This is a genomic window from Streptomyces sp. NPDC048392, from assembly GCF_043200575.1.
GTDB lineage: Bacteria > Actinomycetota > Actinomycetes > Streptomycetales > Streptomycetaceae > Streptomyces.
The window spans coordinates 62393-77732 of the sequence record NZ_JBICYB010000032.1; the positions used below are offsets into that span (position 1 = coordinate 62393).

14 protein-coding genes and 2 pseudogenes are annotated in these 15340 nt (G+C 69.6%); 9 read left to right on the forward strand and 7 right to left on the reverse strand.

Features of this window, described 5'->3' with window-relative positions; translation table 11 throughout:
• Window positions 1-47: 47 nt before the first annotated feature.
• Complete coding sequence (locus ACGFYH_RS30110; protein ID WP_393806336.1) at window positions 48-266, forward strand: hypothetical protein; 219 nt, start codon at window positions 48-50, stop codon at window positions 264-266.
• Between the two features lie 338 nt (window positions 267-604).
• Window positions 605-1288: a CmcI family methyltransferase gene (locus ACGFYH_RS30115; protein WP_393806337.1), complete on the forward strand. Its 684-nt coding sequence runs from the start codon at window positions 605-607 to the stop codon at window positions 1286-1288.
• A 136-nt stretch (window positions 1289-1424) separates the two neighbouring features.
• Here the strand turns inward: ACGFYH_RS30115 and ACGFYH_RS30120 are convergent, their stop codons facing one another.
• The gene (locus ACGFYH_RS30120) at window positions 1425-2063 is read right to left on the reverse strand and encodes a hypothetical protein (protein ID WP_393806338.1); all 639 of its coding nucleotides are present in this window, start codon (window positions 2061-2063) and stop codon (window positions 1425-1427) included.
• Between the two features lie 118 nt (window positions 2064-2181).
• On the reverse strand, window positions 2182-3207 hold the full coding sequence (locus ACGFYH_RS30125) for a 6-phosphofructokinase (protein WP_393806339.1): 1026 nt from the start codon (window positions 3205-3207) through the stop codon (window positions 2182-2184).
• A gap of 245 nt (window positions 3208-3452) precedes the next feature.
• On the opposite strand from ACGFYH_RS30125, the gene ACGFYH_RS30130 reads away from it, so the two are divergent.
• The 3 genes from ACGFYH_RS30130 (at window position 3453) to ACGFYH_RS30140 (ending at window position 6743) form a co-directional block, all read left to right on the forward strand.
• Window positions 3453-3887, forward strand: coding sequence for a MerR family transcriptional regulator (locus ACGFYH_RS30130; RefSeq protein ID WP_393806340.1), 435 nt, complete (start codon window positions 3453-3455; stop codon window positions 3885-3887).
• Window positions 3884-5485 (forward strand): peptide chain release factor 3, encoded by a 1602-nt coding sequence (locus ACGFYH_RS30135; protein WP_393806341.1) that lies wholly within the window; start codon window positions 3884-3886, stop codon window positions 5483-5485. Before ACGFYH_RS30130 ends, ACGFYH_RS30135 begins: the two co-directional genes overlap by 4 nt.
• Window positions 5486-5987: 502 nt before the next feature.
• Complete coding sequence (locus ACGFYH_RS30140; protein ID WP_393806342.1) at window positions 5988-6743, forward strand: hypothetical protein; 756 nt, start codon at window positions 5988-5990, stop codon at window positions 6741-6743.
• 153 nt (window positions 6744-6896) lie between these two features.
• Here ACGFYH_RS30140 and ACGFYH_RS30145 read toward each other — a convergent pair whose 3' ends face one another.
• Window positions 6897-7292, reverse strand: a complete 396-nt coding sequence (locus ACGFYH_RS30145) for a MerR family transcriptional regulator (RefSeq protein ID WP_393806343.1) — start codon at window positions 7290-7292, stop codon at window positions 6897-6899.
• A gap of 403 nt (window positions 7293-7695) precedes the next feature.
• Between ACGFYH_RS30145 and ACGFYH_RS30150 the strand changes: the two genes are divergently transcribed.
• The 3 genes from ACGFYH_RS30150 to ACGFYH_RS30160 all read left to right on the forward strand — a co-directional run bounded on the left by ACGFYH_RS30150 (window position 7696) and on the right by ACGFYH_RS30160 (window position 12125).
• Window positions 7696-9198, forward strand: a complete 1503-nt coding sequence (locus tag ACGFYH_RS30150; RefSeq protein WP_393806344.1) for a SulP family inorganic anion transporter — start codon at window positions 7696-7698, stop codon at window positions 9196-9198.
• Window positions 9199-9403: 205 nt separating this feature from the next.
• Window positions 9404-10729 carry a class I SAM-dependent methyltransferase gene (locus ACGFYH_RS30155; RefSeq protein WP_393806345.1) on the forward strand — a complete coding sequence of 442 codons (1326 nt, stop codon included), beginning with the start codon at window positions 9404-9406 and terminating at the stop codon, window positions 10727-10729.
• Between the two features lie 598 nt (window positions 10730-11327).
• Window positions 11328-12125: a ribonuclease BN gene (locus ACGFYH_RS30160; protein WP_393806346.1), complete on the forward strand. Its 798-nt coding sequence runs from the start codon at window positions 11328-11330 to the stop codon at window positions 12123-12125.
• A 288-nt stretch (window positions 12126-12413) separates the two neighbouring features.
• On the opposite strand, the gene ACGFYH_RS30165 is transcribed toward ACGFYH_RS30160, so the two are convergent.
• Window positions 12414-12833 (reverse strand): DUF2871 domain-containing protein, encoded by a 420-nt coding sequence (locus tag ACGFYH_RS30165; protein WP_393806347.1) that lies wholly within the window; start codon window positions 12831-12833, stop codon window positions 12414-12416.
• 413 nt (window positions 12834-13246) lie between these two features.
• A pseudogene (locus ACGFYH_RS30170) lies at window positions 13247-13926 on the reverse strand (ABC transporter ATP-binding protein).
• 52 nt (window positions 13927-13978) lie between these two features.
• On the opposite strand from ACGFYH_RS30170, the pseudogene ACGFYH_RS30175 reads away from it, so the two are divergent.
• Window positions 13979-14377 (forward strand): annotated as a pseudogene (locus tag ACGFYH_RS30175) (LuxR C-terminal-related transcriptional regulator); the annotation flags it as partial.
• Between the two features lie 154 nt (window positions 14378-14531).
• On the opposite strand, the gene ACGFYH_RS30180 reads toward ACGFYH_RS30175, so the two are convergent.
• Both ACGFYH_RS30180 and ACGFYH_RS30185 read right to left on the reverse strand, forming a co-directional pair.
• Window positions 14532-14795 carry a hypothetical protein gene (locus tag ACGFYH_RS30180; RefSeq protein WP_393806348.1) on the reverse strand — a complete coding sequence of 88 codons (264 nt, stop codon included), beginning with the start codon at window positions 14793-14795 and terminating at the stop codon, window positions 14532-14534.
• A 170-nt stretch (window positions 14796-14965) separates the two neighbouring features.
• Window positions 14966-15229, reverse strand: a complete 264-nt coding sequence (locus ACGFYH_RS30185; protein ID WP_393806349.1) for a hypothetical protein — start codon at window positions 15227-15229, stop codon at window positions 14966-14968.
• Window positions 15230-15340 lie beyond the last annotated feature (111 nt).

Below are 15340 nucleotides of genomic sequence, written 5' to 3' on the forward strand. Positions count from 1 at the left end.
CGCGCACGCCGACGGGAAGAGGACTGATGGGCATTTTTCTGCTTGAAATGACTGACGGCAGCGAGATGATCCTCACTGCTGCACGGGCCACCCGCACGGAGACCGGCGACGTGGCCTTCGAGGACGTCGACGCCCGCGGAAACTGGTCGCCGTCCCGCGCCGTACGCGGAACTCAAGTGAAGACGGCCTACGCGCGGCGTATCGGTGAGGACGGCGTGGCACGCTGGGTGCCCCAGCGGTCCGCGGGCCGCTGGTGGGCCTACTGAACCTGTCCTTTCCCGACTTCCTTACCAGCACCACATCGGCGCGGAAACCGGCGTCCGGCGCGCCTCGTGCCTGCCTGCTGTTGAGACATGGTCCACGTGCCGGGGTATGAAAGCCATGAGCCGTGAGCGATAGATGGGCGCCCGCCGCCGGTTGGCAAGCGAGGTTCCTTTGTGCCCCCACGCAACCGCAGGGCTGCCTGCATCCGGTCCCTTGCCCTGAGGCCAGACCGCATGCCCCGAACTCTCTTGCCCCCCCGACCCGGAGGCGAAACAGGCCCGTGAACGAGCGACGACGAAGCAGCCTGGACGGTAAGCCCGACAGGCAGCTCCCCCCACCCGTGCGGGCTCTGCCCGAGGGAAGACTTCTGCAGTACTGGAAGGAACGCGAACGTCAACACCTGCGCGACGTCTATGCCGGGCTGCGCATCAAGAAGTTCCCCGAGGACCTGCGCGTACTCGAACATCTGCTGTGGATCTCCCGCAGTCAGGTGGTCATCGAACTGGGCACGCACCTGGGCGGTTCAGCCCTGTGGTTCCGCGACCGCCTACGGACTTTGGCCGCGTACGGCCGCGTGCCCGAGGACATCCGCGTCGTCACCGTCGACATGACCCAGGACCGGGCTCGGGCGCTCCTGCAGGATGCAGACCCGTACTTCGACAAGGACATCACCCTGGTCGAGGGAGACATCACCGATCCCGGCATCACCGAAGCCGTCGCCCGGCACATTCCTGCCGAAGCCCGGTGCCTGGTCGTCGAAGACACTGCCCACACATACACCACCACCCATGCCGCCCTGCGGCACTTCTCCTCATTCGTCGCCCCCGACGGCTACTTCGTCGTCGAGGACGGCATCGTGGACATCCCGCAGCTGTCTCCCCCCGGCATGCCCGGAGGCGTGGCGCCGGCCGTCCGAGACTGGCTCACCACTGAGCAGGGGCACTGTTTCCACGTACGCCGCGACCTCGAGCTTTACGGCATCACCTGCCACCCCTGCGGCTGGCTGCAGCGCATCCACCCTTGACCCACGCCGCCAGCTTGAGCGGCTCTGCGTACTGGGCTGTCGGCTCCCCACACGGTGACGCGGCGGGAGCGGGGGCTCACCGGCTTCCCCGACCACCCGCGGGGCGCGAGTCGTCCTGTGGCGCCGGGCGCGCGGGTCATGATGAGGGCAGGGACAGCGAGCGGCTCAGGCGGTAGCGCCCGCCGCCGATGAACCGTACGCCGGGGGTGCCGGACATGATGGCGTGGGTTGCGTCGTGGTCACCGGCCTCACCGGCCCGCTGATGCGCCTCGGCGCTGGTCCACTCGGTGTAGAGGAGCACCCGGGTGCCGTCGGCACTCAGCAGGAAGTATGCGGAGATCGCTCCGGGCGGCCCGCCGTCCTGGGGCTGGACGGCGATGAGGCTGTCGGCCAGGTGGCGCTGCCGTTCGGGCCCGTCGGTGTCGAATGCGGCCGTGACCAGGCAGCCGGGGACGCCGGTGTGCTGCCCTTCGGTCAGGCTGCGGTGAAGGCGGTAGGGGGGCGGGCCGACCACCGGCGCGGTATAGCCTCCGCCACGCAGGTAGGTGTCGTGCGACAGGAGGTCGTCCCACTGCGCGAGCGTCAGCACGGTTTCGCCGTCTGCGCTCGCGAACCAGCTCACGGCGGTGAGGCCACGGGGTGGGCGGGTGCAGTCCAGTGCGTCGGCCTCGGCGTCGGTGACGAGCTGCTGCCGGTCGGGGCCGCCGACGTACCGGCTGCCGATCACGGTGGTGCCGGTGCGGGCGACGTCGGGGAAGGGGGTGCTGGTCAACATGGTCTCCCTGGAAGGCGGACGGGCGGATCCCGACGATGAGGGGAGGACTGGGGCGGGGGCGGACAACTGCTTTACCGAGCCCCAGGGCAGGCGTCGGGCACGTGGTCGGAGGCTCATGTCACACCACGCGTCCGGTTTCGGTGTACCGCTCCGGCGGCACGGTCTTCAGCGTCTCCACCGCCTCCGCTAGCGGGACCATCACCATGCCGGTACCGCGCAGGGCGGTCATCTGGCCGAACTCCCCGCGGTGCACCGCCTCCACCGCGTGCCATCCGAACCGGGTGGCCAGGACGCGGTCGTAGGCGGTCGGGGTGCCGCCGCGCTGGACGTGTCCGAGGATGACCGGGCGTGCTTCCTTGCCGAGCCGTTCCTCCAGCTCGATCGAGAGCTGGCGGGCGATCCCGGCGAAGCGTTCGTGGCCGTAGACGTCCTTGCCGCCCTCGTCGAAGTCCATGGTGCCGGCCTTGGGCTTGGCGCCCTCCGCGGCCACCACGATCGCGAACCGCTTGCCCGCCGAGAAGCGCTCGCCGACCTTGGCGGCCAGCTCGTCGATGTCGAAGGGCCGCTCGGGTACGACGATGGCGTGGGCGCCGGCGGCCATGCCGGAGTGCAGGGCGATCCAGCCGGTGTGACGGCCCATGACCTCGACGATCAGCACCCGGTGGTGGGACTCGGCGGTGGTCTTGAGCCGGTCCAGGGCTTCGGTGGCGACGGTGACGGCCGTGTCGAAGCCGAAGGTGACGTCCGTGGCCGAGATGTCGTTGTCGATGGTCTTCGGTACGCCCACGATCGGCAGGCCGTTGTCGGACAGCAGCCGGGCGGCCTTGAGGGTGCCCTCGCCGCCGATCGGGATGACCGCGTCGAGCCCGAGCTCCTCGACATGACGCCGGGCTCGCTCGACGCCGTCGCGCAGGTGCTCGGGGCGGACCCGGGAGGAGCCGAGGATGGTGCCGCCGCGGGCCAGGATGCCGCTGACCGCGTCGAGGTCGAGCTTGAGGTAGTCGCACTCCAGGAGGCCCTTCCAGCCGTCCCGGAAGCCGATGACCTCGTTGCCGTGGTCGACGACGGCGCGGTGGACGACGGACCTGATGACGGCGTTCAGGCCGGGGCAGTCGCCGCCGGACGTGAGGACACCCATGCGCATGGCGTTCGGACTCCTGGAAGCGGGGCCGGGCGGCCGACGGCAGGGCCGGTCCTCACCCGTTGGCGGTCGAGGGGCGGCGCCGACCCTCGGGGGAAGGAGGCGGCGCCGCTTGACGACGACGGCTGCCTGTCGGAACCGCCCTCGTAGCAACGATTGCCAATCTACCCTAACGTGACGGTAGATTTGTAGCGGCAAGAAAAGCCGGGCAGACGACGTGAGGCGGTGCGGCCGTGAGTGGAAGGCTGATGCAGATCGGCGAGGTGTCCGAGCGTACGGGCTTGTCCCTGCGGACGATCCGCCACTACGAGAACGTCGGTGTCGTCACTCCCAGCGAGCGCAGCGAAGGCGGCTTCCGGCTCTACACCGAGGCCGAGGTACGCCGCCTCGCGCTGGCGCGGCGCATGCGGCCCCTGGGTCTGTGCCTGGAGGACGTGCGGAGCGTGCTGGACCTGCTGGAGCAGCTTCCCGCCGACGGATCACCGCTGCCGGAAAGCGACAGCGAAGCATACGAGAAACTGGTGACACAGTTGCGCAAGTACTGGGTCGAAGCCGACGCACGGTGCGAGGACCTGCGGCGCGAACTGGGGCAGGCAGAAGGATTTGCCCGCTCCCTGCATGACCACTTGGCCCGGGTCATGGACGCTGCGGCAGCCGACGGTCGCATGGGGGCCGTGCGATGAGCGCGAGCAGCGACTGGGCGGCGTCCGAGGCGGCCAGGCGGCGGACGTTCGCGGTGATCAGTCACCCGGACGCGGGCAAGTCCACGCTCACCGAGGCCCTCGCCCTGCACGCGCACGCCATCACCGAGGCGGGCGCGGTGCACGGCAAGTCCGGACGGCGCGGGGTGGCCTCGGACTGGATGGAGATGGAGAAGGCCCGCGGTATCTCGGTCACCTCCGCCGTGCTGCAGTTCGCACATCACGGGTGCGTGCTCAATCTCCTGGACACTCCCGGCCACGCGGACTTCTCCGAGGACACCTACCGGGTGCTGGCCGCCGTGGACTGCGCGGTGATGCTGATCGACGCGGCCAAGGGGCTGGAGGAGCAGACCCGCAAGCTCTTCGACGTCTGCCGCCACCGTGGCGTCCCGGTCATCACGTTCATCAACAAGTGGGACCGGCCCGGCCGCGAGGCCCTGGAGCTGCTGGACGAGATCGAGCGCGAGTTCCGCCTCAAGCCCACCCCGATCACCTGGCCGATCGGCGACGCGGGTTACCTGCGCGGGCTGGTCGACGTACGCGAGCCGGGACGGATGCTCCGGTACACCCGGGCTCCAGGCGGCGCGCACGAGGCGGTCGAGGAATGCCTGTCCGCCGACCGGGCGGCCCTGGAAGAGGGTGCCGACTGGGGCAAGGCGCTGGAGGAGCTGGACCTGTTGCAGGCCGACGGCGCCGTGCACGACCAGGAGGCGTTCCTGGCCGGCCGTTCCACGCCGGTGTTCTTCGGCGCCGCGGTCTCCAACATCGGCGTACGGCTGCTGCTCGACGCGGTCGTGGACCTGGCCCCGCCGCCCGGGCCGCGGGACCTGGAGGGCGGGGGCGCCCGGCCGGTGAGCGCTCCGTTCTCAGGGCTGGTGTTCAAGGTCCAGGCCAACATGGACCCCGCCCACCGTGACCGGATCGCCTTCATGCGGGTCTGTTCCGGCATCTTCGAACGCGGCATGACCGCCACCCGGGCCGCCTCCGGCAAACCGTTCGCCACCAAGTACGCACACAGCGTCTTCGGCCAGGACCGCTCCATGGTCGACATCGCCTACCCCGGCGACGTGGTCGGCCTGGTCAACGCCTCCGCTCTGCGGGTCGGCGACACCCTGTACGCCGGCCAGCCGGCCGTGTTCCCGGCCATGCCGACCTTCGCGCCCGAGCACTTCGCCGTGGTCCGACCTGTCGACCTCAGCCGTTCCAAGCAGTTCCGGCGCGGCATCGCGCAACTGGACGAGGAAGGCGTCGTCCAGGTCCTCGTCTCCGACCTGCGCGGAGACCAGGCACCGGTACTCGCGGCGGTGGGACCGATGCAGTTCGACGTGGTCAGCGCACGGATGGCCGGGGAATTCTCCGCTGCTGTCAGGCTGGAGAGTCTTCCGTACCAGCTGGCGCGGGCCACCGACACGGCCGGCGCCGACGCGCTCAACCGCTCCCGCCTGGTCAAGGGCGAAGCCCTCACCCGCCTGCGCGACAAGGCCCAGCTTGCGCTGTTCCCGGACCGCTGGCAGGCGAATTCCTTCCAGCGTGAATTCCCCGAAGCCCGCCTCGACACCCTTCTCGCCGCGCACGAGTAGTTCCTGCCACGGACCGTGGGCGCCGTGGCTGCCGCTCCAGGAGCGCAGCCGCTGGCAAGCAGTCCCCTCAGCACTTCCGGTCCCGGCTGCCAGGAATGCGTCAGCGGCTTTCCGGGACGGCGTGTGCATGGCGGCCCCGGTACCACCGTCGAGTGGAGGACCTACCGGGGCCGCCGCGCCGGCCGGACATGTCCAGGAGTCCGGCCGACATGATCAACTCTACCGTATGCGGAGGGTTCGACACTCATTCATCCTGGTTGCTGGTAATTTCACAAGCGTCCGACTCTCGCGCTAGGTTAAGGATGCGCGGTCGGGTGCCGCCGGAGTCCTGCCCCGGAGACGTGGCCGGGGCGGCGCTGCACCCGGGGCGGTCATGTCACCGCCGCTCGCGAGGCCGGGTGTGTCCTGCCCTGACCTCAGACCTGGTCTCGCGAGCCCGCCCTTCCGCCCGGGCACCCCCGGGCTCTGGCGCCCGCATTCCACGAGCACGCTAGGAGTCTGTATGCCGTCCCGCACTCCCCGGGCTTCCGGGGCCGACCCCGCGGGCAGCGAACTCGGCCAGGAGGGCCTGCTGCCCGCCGCGGTGCGTCTCGCCGGTGAACTGCCCGCGGCACGAGCTGTGGTCGGCATTCTGCGCGGCTGGGGCCAAGCGGACCGCGACCGGGCCCGGACTCTGCGCCGGCGTCTGGCACGCCAGGGCATCCGGGCCGTCGATCTCAGCCCGGCGCCCGAGGCCGCCCAAGGCCATCACGCTCCCAGGGCCCGGCAAAGGCCCCGTGTCCATTTCCTGCTGTATGTGGGTGGCTCCCCGCAGGATCGGGCACTACGGGCCGCAGCCCTGTGGGATTTGCCCCTGCTCATCGAACGCCCACCGCACGAGAGCCCTTCCGAACTCATCGGCTTCAGCGCCCACCGCCGCGACGTCATCGGCATCCACCTTCCCGGCGACGACCTCGACATCGCCGTCCGTCAGGCGACCATCACCTGCCTTCAGCCCCACGCGGGCAGTGCCTCCCTGCTCCTGGACAATGAAAAGATCACTGCCCCCGCCGAGCAGCCCCTCCGTATCTACCTGACGAGCCAGGGCGTCCTTCAGGTGCACAGCGACGCCTTCGCCACCCGGCGAGTTGGGCGTCTGCGCTACGCCCGACCGTGGGGCGCCTACCGGCTCGACATCGACGGCACCCCCGCGCTCGACGTCCGAGCCCCACTGCGGCTCGAGCCCATGCCCGGCCGTCTCCACCTGCTACACCCCTGAGCTCCAGGCGGCGGCACAGCACCGGGGCGCGCCCCGCCGGCGGTGGCCGGGCACAGTAGCCGCCTCAGCCAACCCCCGGGCCGTCCGGCACTGTCGCCCCCGTGAGCGGGGAAAGGCACGGGCGGAAAGCTTCGAAGAGCCGGGAGGAAGCGGTCAGCCGCTCGCGGGAAGCCTGCGGCGCAGTGTGGCGGCGAAGTCCTCGGCCATTTCCAGACGTGCTCGCAGCGTCTCGCACCGGGCGTCGACGACCTGCCGATAGCCATCCAGGCGCTCCCGAAGGCGCTCGGTGTCTCCGCCGTCCTCGCCGGCCGCCTCGAGCCTGTCGACGAGATCGAGCAGCTCCCGGGTCTCCTCCAGGGAGAAGTCCAGAGGCTTCATCCGGCGGACAACCATGAGGCGCTCGACGTCGGCCTCCGTGTAGAGGCGGAACCCGCCTTTGCTGCGGGCAGAGGGGACCGCGATACCCACTTCCTCGTAGTGGCGGATCGTGCGCAGCGACAGGCCGGTCCGTTCGGCCACCTCGCCGATCTGCATCTGCCGGTCAGTCATCGCCGCACCCTCATCCCCAGCCATCCCGCCGCATTTCGAACATGTCAAGTGCTCCAGAGTACGCGGGGCGCATCCCATGATCCCAGAGGTTGTTTACCTGCATTTCATAAGCCACAACTCGCACCTTGCCCTCACGTTAGGGTAGAGTCGTTGACGAGGGCGCCCGCGCTGTAAACGTTGGCACGGGCGGTCCCGCCGGAACGCGGGCCCAGACCGGGCACCTCCGGCACCCCAGGACTTTTGGGCAATGACGCCCGACCGGCCGCCGTCGCGGCGGCCACCCCAACCGGCAGGGCCCCCGTCGAGGCCGGGCCGCCGGGGATTCCGCCCCCTGGTGCGGAGTCGAGTACGAAAGCGCGCGTGCGTCCGGCGTGGATGCGTGCGCCCGAACAGAAACGGTTGCATGTCTTCACCGCTGTCCCAAGCTTCCAAGCTCCGCATGTCCAAGCCCGACTGGCTCGCCTCCCCCAAGGTCTTCCGCACCGAGGTGCTGGCCGGCCTCGTCGTGGCCCTGGCCCTGATCCCTGAGGCCATCTCCTTCTCGATCATCGCGGGTGTCGACCCGGCCGTCGGGCTGTTCGCCTCGTTCACCATGGCCGTGGTGATCTCCTTCGTGGGCGGCCGCAAGGCCATGATCTCCGCTGCCACCGGTGCGATGGCGCTGGTCATCGCACCACTGAACCACGAGTACGGGCTCGGCTACATGATCGCCGCCGTCATCCTCGGCGGTCTCATCCAGGTAGTCCTCGGTGCGCTGGGCGTGGCGAAGCTGATGCGCTTCGTCCCCCGCTCGGTGATGGTCGGCTTCGTCAACGCCCTGGCCGTCCTGATCTTCATGGCGCAGGTCCCGGAGATGCGGGACGTGCCGTGGGCCGTCTACCCGCTGATCATCGGCGGCCTGGCCCTCATGGTGTTCTTCCCGAAGATCACCACGGTCGTCCCGGCTCCCCTGGTGTCCATCGTCATCCTCACCGTGATCACGGTCGCGGCCGGTATCGCGGTGCCGAACGTCGGCGACAAGGGCGACCTGCCCTCGTCCCTGCCGGTGCCCGGCCTGCCGGACGTGCCCTTCACGATGGACAGCCTCATCACCATCGCGCCGTACGCCTTCGCCTTCGCGCTGGTCGGCCTGATGGAGTCGCTGATGACCGCCAAGCTCGTGGACGACATCACCGACACGCACTCCAACAAGACCCGCGAGTCCCTCGCCCAGGGCATCGCCAACGTCATCACCGGATTCTTCGGCGGCATGGGCGGCTGCGCCATGATCGGCCAGACCATGATCAACGTGAAGACCGCCGGCGCCCGCACCCGGCTCTCCACCTTCCTCTCCGGTGCCTTCCTCCTCGTACTCGTGGTGGTCTTCGGCCCGGTCGTCTCCACCATCCCGATGGCCGCGCTGGTCGCCGTGATGATCCTGGTCGCGTTCGGCACCTTCGACTGGCACTCCATCCAGCCCAAGACGCTCAAGCGCATGCCGATCGGCGAGACCGTGGTCATGGCCGTCACCGTCGCCTGCGTGGTGACCACCCACAACCTCGCCATCGGCGTGGTCGTCGGCTGCATCACCGCCATGGTCATCTTCGCCAAGCGCGTCGCCCACCTCGCCGAGGTCTCCGGCGTGGTCGACCCGGACGGCAAGCAGGTCGTCTACGCGGTCACCGGCGAACTGTTCTTCGCCTCCTCCAACGACCTCGTCTACCAGTTCGACTACAAGGACGACCCCGACGACGTCGTCATAGACCTGTCCGACGCCCACATCTGGGACGCCTCCTCGGTCGCCGCACTGGACGCCATAGAGACCAAGTACGCCGAGCGCGGCAAGAAGGTCACCATCATCGGCCTCAACAAGGCCAGCGCCGACATCCACGACAAGCTCGCCGGCCAACTCGCCGGCAGCCACTGAGACCGGCCGCCCCTTCCCGCCGACCACGGACCGCGGGCAGGGGCGGCCTGCGGCGCGCGGACCGGGCCGGGGCCAAGCCCTGACCGCTTCCCGGCCCGGTCCGCGTTCCCACCGCCCCGCCACAGAGCAGGGCGGCGCCGGACTGCCCGCCGCAACACCTCTCGTCCACGTGGCGAGAGCTGCGCCCCTCCAGGAGGAACGGATCATGACTGACGCAGCCGGACGGCTGTCAGAGATGGCGAAGCAGGCACTGGGCAGGCCGCTGCCGCTGCGGCTGCGCGCCTGGGACGGCAGCGAGGCGGGCCCCACCACCGGGCCCGTACTCGTCATCCGCGACCGCCGGGCACTGCACCGACTTACATGGAAACCCGGCGAACTGGGCCTCGCCCGGGCCTGGGTGGCCGGAGAAATCGACCTGGAGGGAGACCTGTACGAGGGCCTGGCCAAGCTCTCCGGCCTCATCTGGGACCGCGGCGAACCCGAAACCCGGCGCCCCGCCCTCCTGCGTACGCTCAGCGCACTGCGTGACCCCCGCAACCTGCGCCTCGCCGCCGACCTCCTCGCCCTGGCCGGCCCCGCCCTGCCGCCGACACCACCACGCGAGGAAGCCGTCACCCACCGCGGCCCACTGCACAGCCTGCGCCGCGACCGCGACGCCATCAGCCACCACTACGACGTCGGCAACGACTTCTACTCCCTGGTCCTGGGCCCCTCCATGGTCTACTCATGCGCCTACTGGGAAAACCCGGACGGCACCCTCGAAGACGCCCAGCACGCCAAGCTCGACCTGATCTGCCGCAAACTCGGCCTCCGCCCCGGCCAGCGCCTCCTCGACGTGGGATGCGGCTGGGGATCAATGGTCCTCCACGCCGTCGAGCACTACGGAGTCGAAGCGGTCGGCATCACCATCTCCGAAGAACAGGCCGACCTCGCCCGCAAACGCCTCGCCGAGGCCGGATTTGCCGACCGTGCCGAAATCCGCGTCCAGGACTACCGCGAGATCGACGACGGCCCCTACGACGCCATCTCCTCCATCGGCATGGCCGAACACGTCGGATCCACGCAGTACCGCGCCTACGCCCAGACCCTCCACTCCCTCCTCAAGCCCGGAGGCAGGCTCCTCAACCACCAGATCGCCCGCCGCCCGCTCAAGGACGAAGACGCCTACCAGATCGACGAGTTCATCAACCGCTACGTCTTCCCCGACGGCGAACTCGCACCCATCGCCACCACCACGGCCCTGCTCGAAGACGCCGGATTCGAAGTACGCGACGTGGAAGCCCTGCGCGAGCACTACGCGCTCACCCTGCGCGCCTGGGTGACCAACCTGGAGAAGCACTGGTCCCAGGCCACACGGCTCACCACGGCCGGCCGCGCCAGAGTCTGGCGCCTCTACATGGCCGCCTCCGCCCTCGCCTTCGAGCAGAACAACATCGGCGTCAACCAGATCCTCGCCGTACGCACCACCACCGGCGGCAACGCGAAGATGCCCCGCACCCGGGGCCACTGGCTGTACAGCACCACCGGCTGACCAGGCCGGGCGCCGAGGCAGGGCCGGCCCCCTCGCCAGCCCAAGCCAGTCCTTGGCAGTCTCCGCGACGGCGAAGAAGTGGATCTGGCTGCAGGGGCGAAGCCGGCCACCGGTGAGCTCCTGGTCCGAAGATGGCCCTGGGTGTCTGCGGCGTGGACCGGAAGGTTGCCTCCGGCTCGTACGGCCAGGCCCCGCCGGACCACGACCGGCTGCTTTTCGGCCACGAGTCCCTCGGGCGCGTGGCTGAGGCGCCGCACAGCAGCGATTCATCGTCGGCGGTCTGGTGGCCGGCGTGGGTCGGTGCCTCGCCCCGGAGCCCTGCGGAGCCTGCGCGTGCGGCGAGTCCGACATGTGCCGCAACGGCCGCCTCCCCGCCCCGAGCGAGTCGTCCCTGCCAGGGCGGGCGGTCTGTGTGCGCATGGTGGGCATCCTCTCGGCTCGCCTTCCCGGAGCCGGATTCCCGCATCGTTCGGCCCATGCGGGGCCGTCCGGTCGGCGCGCGGAAGGCGTCCGGGTGGCCTCACGTTTGTCCGGCCCGCCGACGGGTCACACAGTTCCCCATCCGCGAGCCATCGAAAGGACGCCCGAGGAGCACCCCGTGAACCGCTTCCGGCAGCCGTTCCGCCGTGTGTGGGACGGGCTGGCCGCGTCCGCCCTCGTCCGGCGTGGCCGGGACCTGGAGCTGATGCACCGGGCCATGGGGTTCGCCACCCTCGCCCTGGTCACGCTGGCGCCGCTGCTGATCGTGGTGGCCGCCTTCGACCCTCTGGGGCGCGGCGGGTTCGCATCCTGGCTGGCCGACGGTATGGGGCTGTCCGGTAAGTCCGCCCGAGTGCTGACCGGCATCATCAGTCCGCCACCCAAGATCGTCGGTCCGACGAGTGTGTGGGGCGGTATCGCGCTCGCCGTGTTCGGCGTGGCCTTCGCGGCGAGCGTGCAGAACGGCTACGAACGCATCTGGGAACTGCCCTCCGGTCCGTGGCACCGTGTCTGGCGCCAGCTGACCTGGGTGGTCATGCTGACCGCGTATCTCTACCAGGAGTCCCAGACGCGAGTCGGCTTTCACGGACCGGCGCGGATCGCGCTGTCCACTGCCGCCGGCCTGCTGTTCTTCTGGTGGGGGCAGCACTTCCTGCTGGGTAGCCAGGTCCGCTGGCGGGACCTACTGCCGGGGGCGATCGCGACCATGGTGGGCCTGATCGGCCTGCGCGGATTCTCGTACCTCGTGTTCACGCCGCTCATCCTCGACAACGCGATCAGTTACGGCACGGTCGGCATCGTGCTGGTGGTGGAGTCCTGGCTGATCGGGGTCGGGTTCGTCGTCTTCGGCGGCGCCATGATCGGCCACTGGTTCTGCGAGCACCACTGGTGGACACGGAACATCGACCGCGAATGACCCCTTCTCCGCCTACGCCCCGCCCCACCTCCGATCTCTGCGGGCGTTCAGCCCGCGCGTCGGGACGCCATTCTGGGAGGTCGGCCTCTGCGCATCGAGAACTCCAGACCAGGCTATCTCGGCCACTACCAGCGCGTGAAAATGGCGGTCGCACCCCTACGACGGGGCCTGTCCCTTGACGAGCCACGTGAGCGGCCGCCCTCCCCACGCAAAGCCGCCCGCTGGATCACCACCCATACGGCCCGCCGCAGCCCACACATCAACAACCGCCTGCACCCAGCTCCTCGACTACTGCCCTGAATTCAGGCACACCCACGACCTGGTCCGCCGGTTCGCCAGCATGCTCGACAATCGCGACGCCACACCCCTCCCGGGCTGGCTCGACGACCTCGCGAACGGCGGACTGCCTTCCTTGCCGAGTACGGTCAGGGTGCCGTGGACGGTCATGAGGCCGGTGGTAAGGAGGAGACCGGCGTGGTAGGTCCAGACGAACGTGGAGAAGAACCGGCCACGGGTCAGGTGCAGGGTCTTCTCCAGAGCGATGGCGATCAGGAAGACCAGTGTGCCGAGGACAAGCAGGTGGGTGTGGACAACGGCCAGCTGGGTCGGGCCGGTGAAGTCGTTGGCCTTGGTCAGCTCCCGGTAGTAGAGACCGGCGGCCAGGCCGAGGGCGGTGTAGAGGACGGCAGAGTAGTAGAGCTTCTTCATCGGTGTCGGGGTACGGGGTTTTCTCCCCAGCCAGGTACACGCGAACGCGGTCAGCTGCGCGGTCGCCCCAGGGCCGGGGTCGTCCGATAGCCAGCCAGCCTCGGGACAGGGCGGGCTGTCCAGGGTGGGGCTCCGCCCCATCGCGCAGCGACGCCCAAAGGGCGCCCTTGACCGGCCGCGCTGTCCCGCACCCTGAGAGATCGGGCGGCCCCGGCTCTCCGACCTGCACGTCACCCTCTTCAGCATGGGGATGTATCTCTGTACCTCGCTGGCCGCGTTCAGGTGTACGCCGACAATCGGGGGATGAGCTTCCCTTAGCGGGGCTGCACTGTCCGACGGCCGGTGTCGGAGAGCGGGTGGGTGTGTGGCGGGTGGCTCCGGCTGGACGGCTGCCGGGGCCACGGGGATGTGGTTCAGCGCTGGGCGGGGTGGCGCAGGCGGCCGTCGTGGACTTCGGCGATCTGGTCGACGGCGGTGAGGTGGGCGCGGTCGTGGGTGACCAGGACGGTGGCGGTGGCCTGCTGGTGGGTGAGGCGGGTGATGAGGTCGATGATGGCGGCGCCGCGTTCGTGGTCGAGGGCACTGGTGGGTTCGTCGACCAGGAGGACCGTGGGGTCGTTCAACAGGGCGCGGGCGATGTTGATGCGCTGGCGCTGGCCGCCGGAGAGCTGGTGCGGGCGGCGGTCTGCGAGGTTGGCCAGGCCGACCGCGTCGAGCAGGTCGAGGGCGCTGGTGCGGGCCTTGGCCGGTGAGCGGCCGTCGAGCTGGGCCATGACCTGGAGCTGTTCGACGGCGGTGAGGGAGGGCAGCAGGTTGGGCTGCTGGAAGACGATGCCGATCTTGTGGCGGCGCAGTTCGGTGAGCTCACCGCGGCTCATCCCGGTGGTCTGGGTGCCGTCGATGGTGACGGTGCCGGTGTCGGGGTGATGAGGGTGGCTGCGACGGCCAGGAGGCTGGACTTGCCGGAGCCGGAGGGTCCGACCACGGCGGCGAGGCTGCCCTTGGGGACGTCCAGCGTCACGCGGTCGAGGGCGGTGAGGCGGGTGTCGCCGTCGGGGTAGGTGAGGGTGATGTCGGTCAGATTGAGGCTCATCGGGCACTTCCCAGGGCGGTCAGCGGGTCGACGGAGGTGATGCGGCGGATGGACAGGCCCGCCCCGGCGCCCCCGCGTGCTGATCATCACCACCTACGACTCCGACGCCGACACCCTGCCCGCCATCGAGGCCGGCGCCACCGGCTACCTCCTCAAGGACGCCCCGCCCGAAGACCTGGTCGCCGCCGTACGCACCGCCTTCACCGGCCGCACCGTCGCCGACCGGCTCATGAACCGGCTCCGCACTCCCGCCACCAACCTGACCCGGCGCGAGACCGAAGTCCTCGCGCTGGTTGCCGAGGGTCTGTCCAACCAGGCGATCGGCCAGCGACTCCACCTCACCGAGGGCACCGTCAAGTCCCACCTGGCCCGCATCTACGCCAAACTCGGAACCGACTCCCGCACCGCGGCCGTGGCCACCGCCACCGACCTCGGCCTCATCCGCCGCTGAGCGGTACAGGGAAGCTCTGACCAGCACCTACCGCACGAAAAGCGCCTGCTTCCCCGAACCAACCGCAGGAAGCAGGCGTCGCAGTATGTCAGCCCGACCCCGTCGACAGCCCGTTTGTCACACCCCCGCACACCATGGGATGGGATGCCCATCTTCAGCCGGGCACTTGTCCAGTTCCTCGCGGCCCCGGGAGCCGGGTGACCTGCTGGGCCGCTGCAAGTTCTTCGCGGGACTGCTCCAGCTCCAGGGACAGCTCGGTGGCGGCACGTACCAGGGCGTGAACCCGTTCTCGCTCCGCTGCGAGTTCCGTCTTGATCTTCGTCAGTGCTTCGCGCAGCACGAGGTTCTCGTCGGCCATGTCCTGGACAACCTGCGGGGTGAAGTTCTGCGCCTTGGCCCGTGCCCGGAACTCGTCCACGAGCTCTTTGTGATCGCCGTAGACGACGTCACGCCGTAGCCCGCACTCGGCGATGAGCTCGGTCCCCGTGAGCTTTCCGACGGGCGAGCGAAGGGGCGTCCCGGTCAGAAGGCGCTCTGCGGCGGCGCGTATTTCCTGTCGTTCGGCTTCTCGGTCTCGGCTCTTCCGCGTCATGCGCCCCGACCGCCTTCCCTGTGCGCAACCCTCGGACGTGACGCCTCGTGCTGATCGATCACCGCGCAGACCCGCGCCGCTTGTGCGGCAGCTCGGTCCCGGCGCGGACGTGGCGTCATCGGATCACGGGCCTCGGTTTCCAGGACGGGCAGTCGCCTGCGGTGATCGGCGATATCCCGGTCGGTGTAGGCGAGGTTGGCGCAGGTGCTGTGACACAGCGATTCGTCGGGCCCATCGTCGGCGGGCAGGCCCAGCAGCAACTTCTCCTTGCGACACTGGGACCTGTCCCCGAGTGGTGGACACCTCTGAGCCCGGCCCCGGCAGGGGCCGGGTAGGAGGGATCTCTTATGGTGATGAAGGTCTACTCGCCC

Coding starts and splice junctions, on each gene's coding strand:
- ACGFYH_RS30110 (WP_393806336.1), top strand. CDS start 48: ATGACTGACGGCAGCGAGATGATCCTCACTGCTGCACGGGCCACCCGC.
- ACGFYH_RS30120 (WP_393806338.1), bottom strand. CDS start 2,063: ATGTTGACCAGCACCCCCTTCCCCGACGTCGCCCGCACCGGCACCACC.
- ACGFYH_RS30125 (WP_393806339.1), bottom strand. CDS start 3,207: ATGCGCATGGGTGTCCTCACGTCCGGCGGCGACTGCCCCGGCCTGAAC.
- ACGFYH_RS30130 (WP_393806340.1), top strand. CDS start 3,453: ATGCAGATCGGCGAGGTGTCCGAGCGTACGGGCTTGTCCCTGCGGACG.
- ACGFYH_RS30135 (WP_393806341.1), top strand. CDS start 3,884: ATGAGCGCGAGCAGCGACTGGGCGGCGTCCGAGGCGGCCAGGCGGCGG.
- ACGFYH_RS30140 (WP_393806342.1), top strand. CDS start 5,988: ATGCCGTCCCGCACTCCCCGGGCTTCCGGGGCCGACCCCGCGGGCAGC.
- ACGFYH_RS30145 (WP_393806343.1), bottom strand. CDS start 7,292: ATGACTGACCGGCAGATGCAGATCGGCGAGGTGGCCGAACGGACCGGC.
- ACGFYH_RS30150 (WP_393806344.1), top strand. CDS start 7,696: ATGTCTTCACCGCTGTCCCAAGCTTCCAAGCTCCGCATGTCCAAGCCC.
- ACGFYH_RS30155 (WP_393806345.1), top strand. CDS start 9,404: ATGACTGACGCAGCCGGACGGCTGTCAGAGATGGCGAAGCAGGCACTG.
- ACGFYH_RS30165 (WP_393806347.1), bottom strand. CDS start 12,833: ATGAAGAAGCTCTACTACTCTGCCGTCCTCTACACCGCCCTCGGCCTG.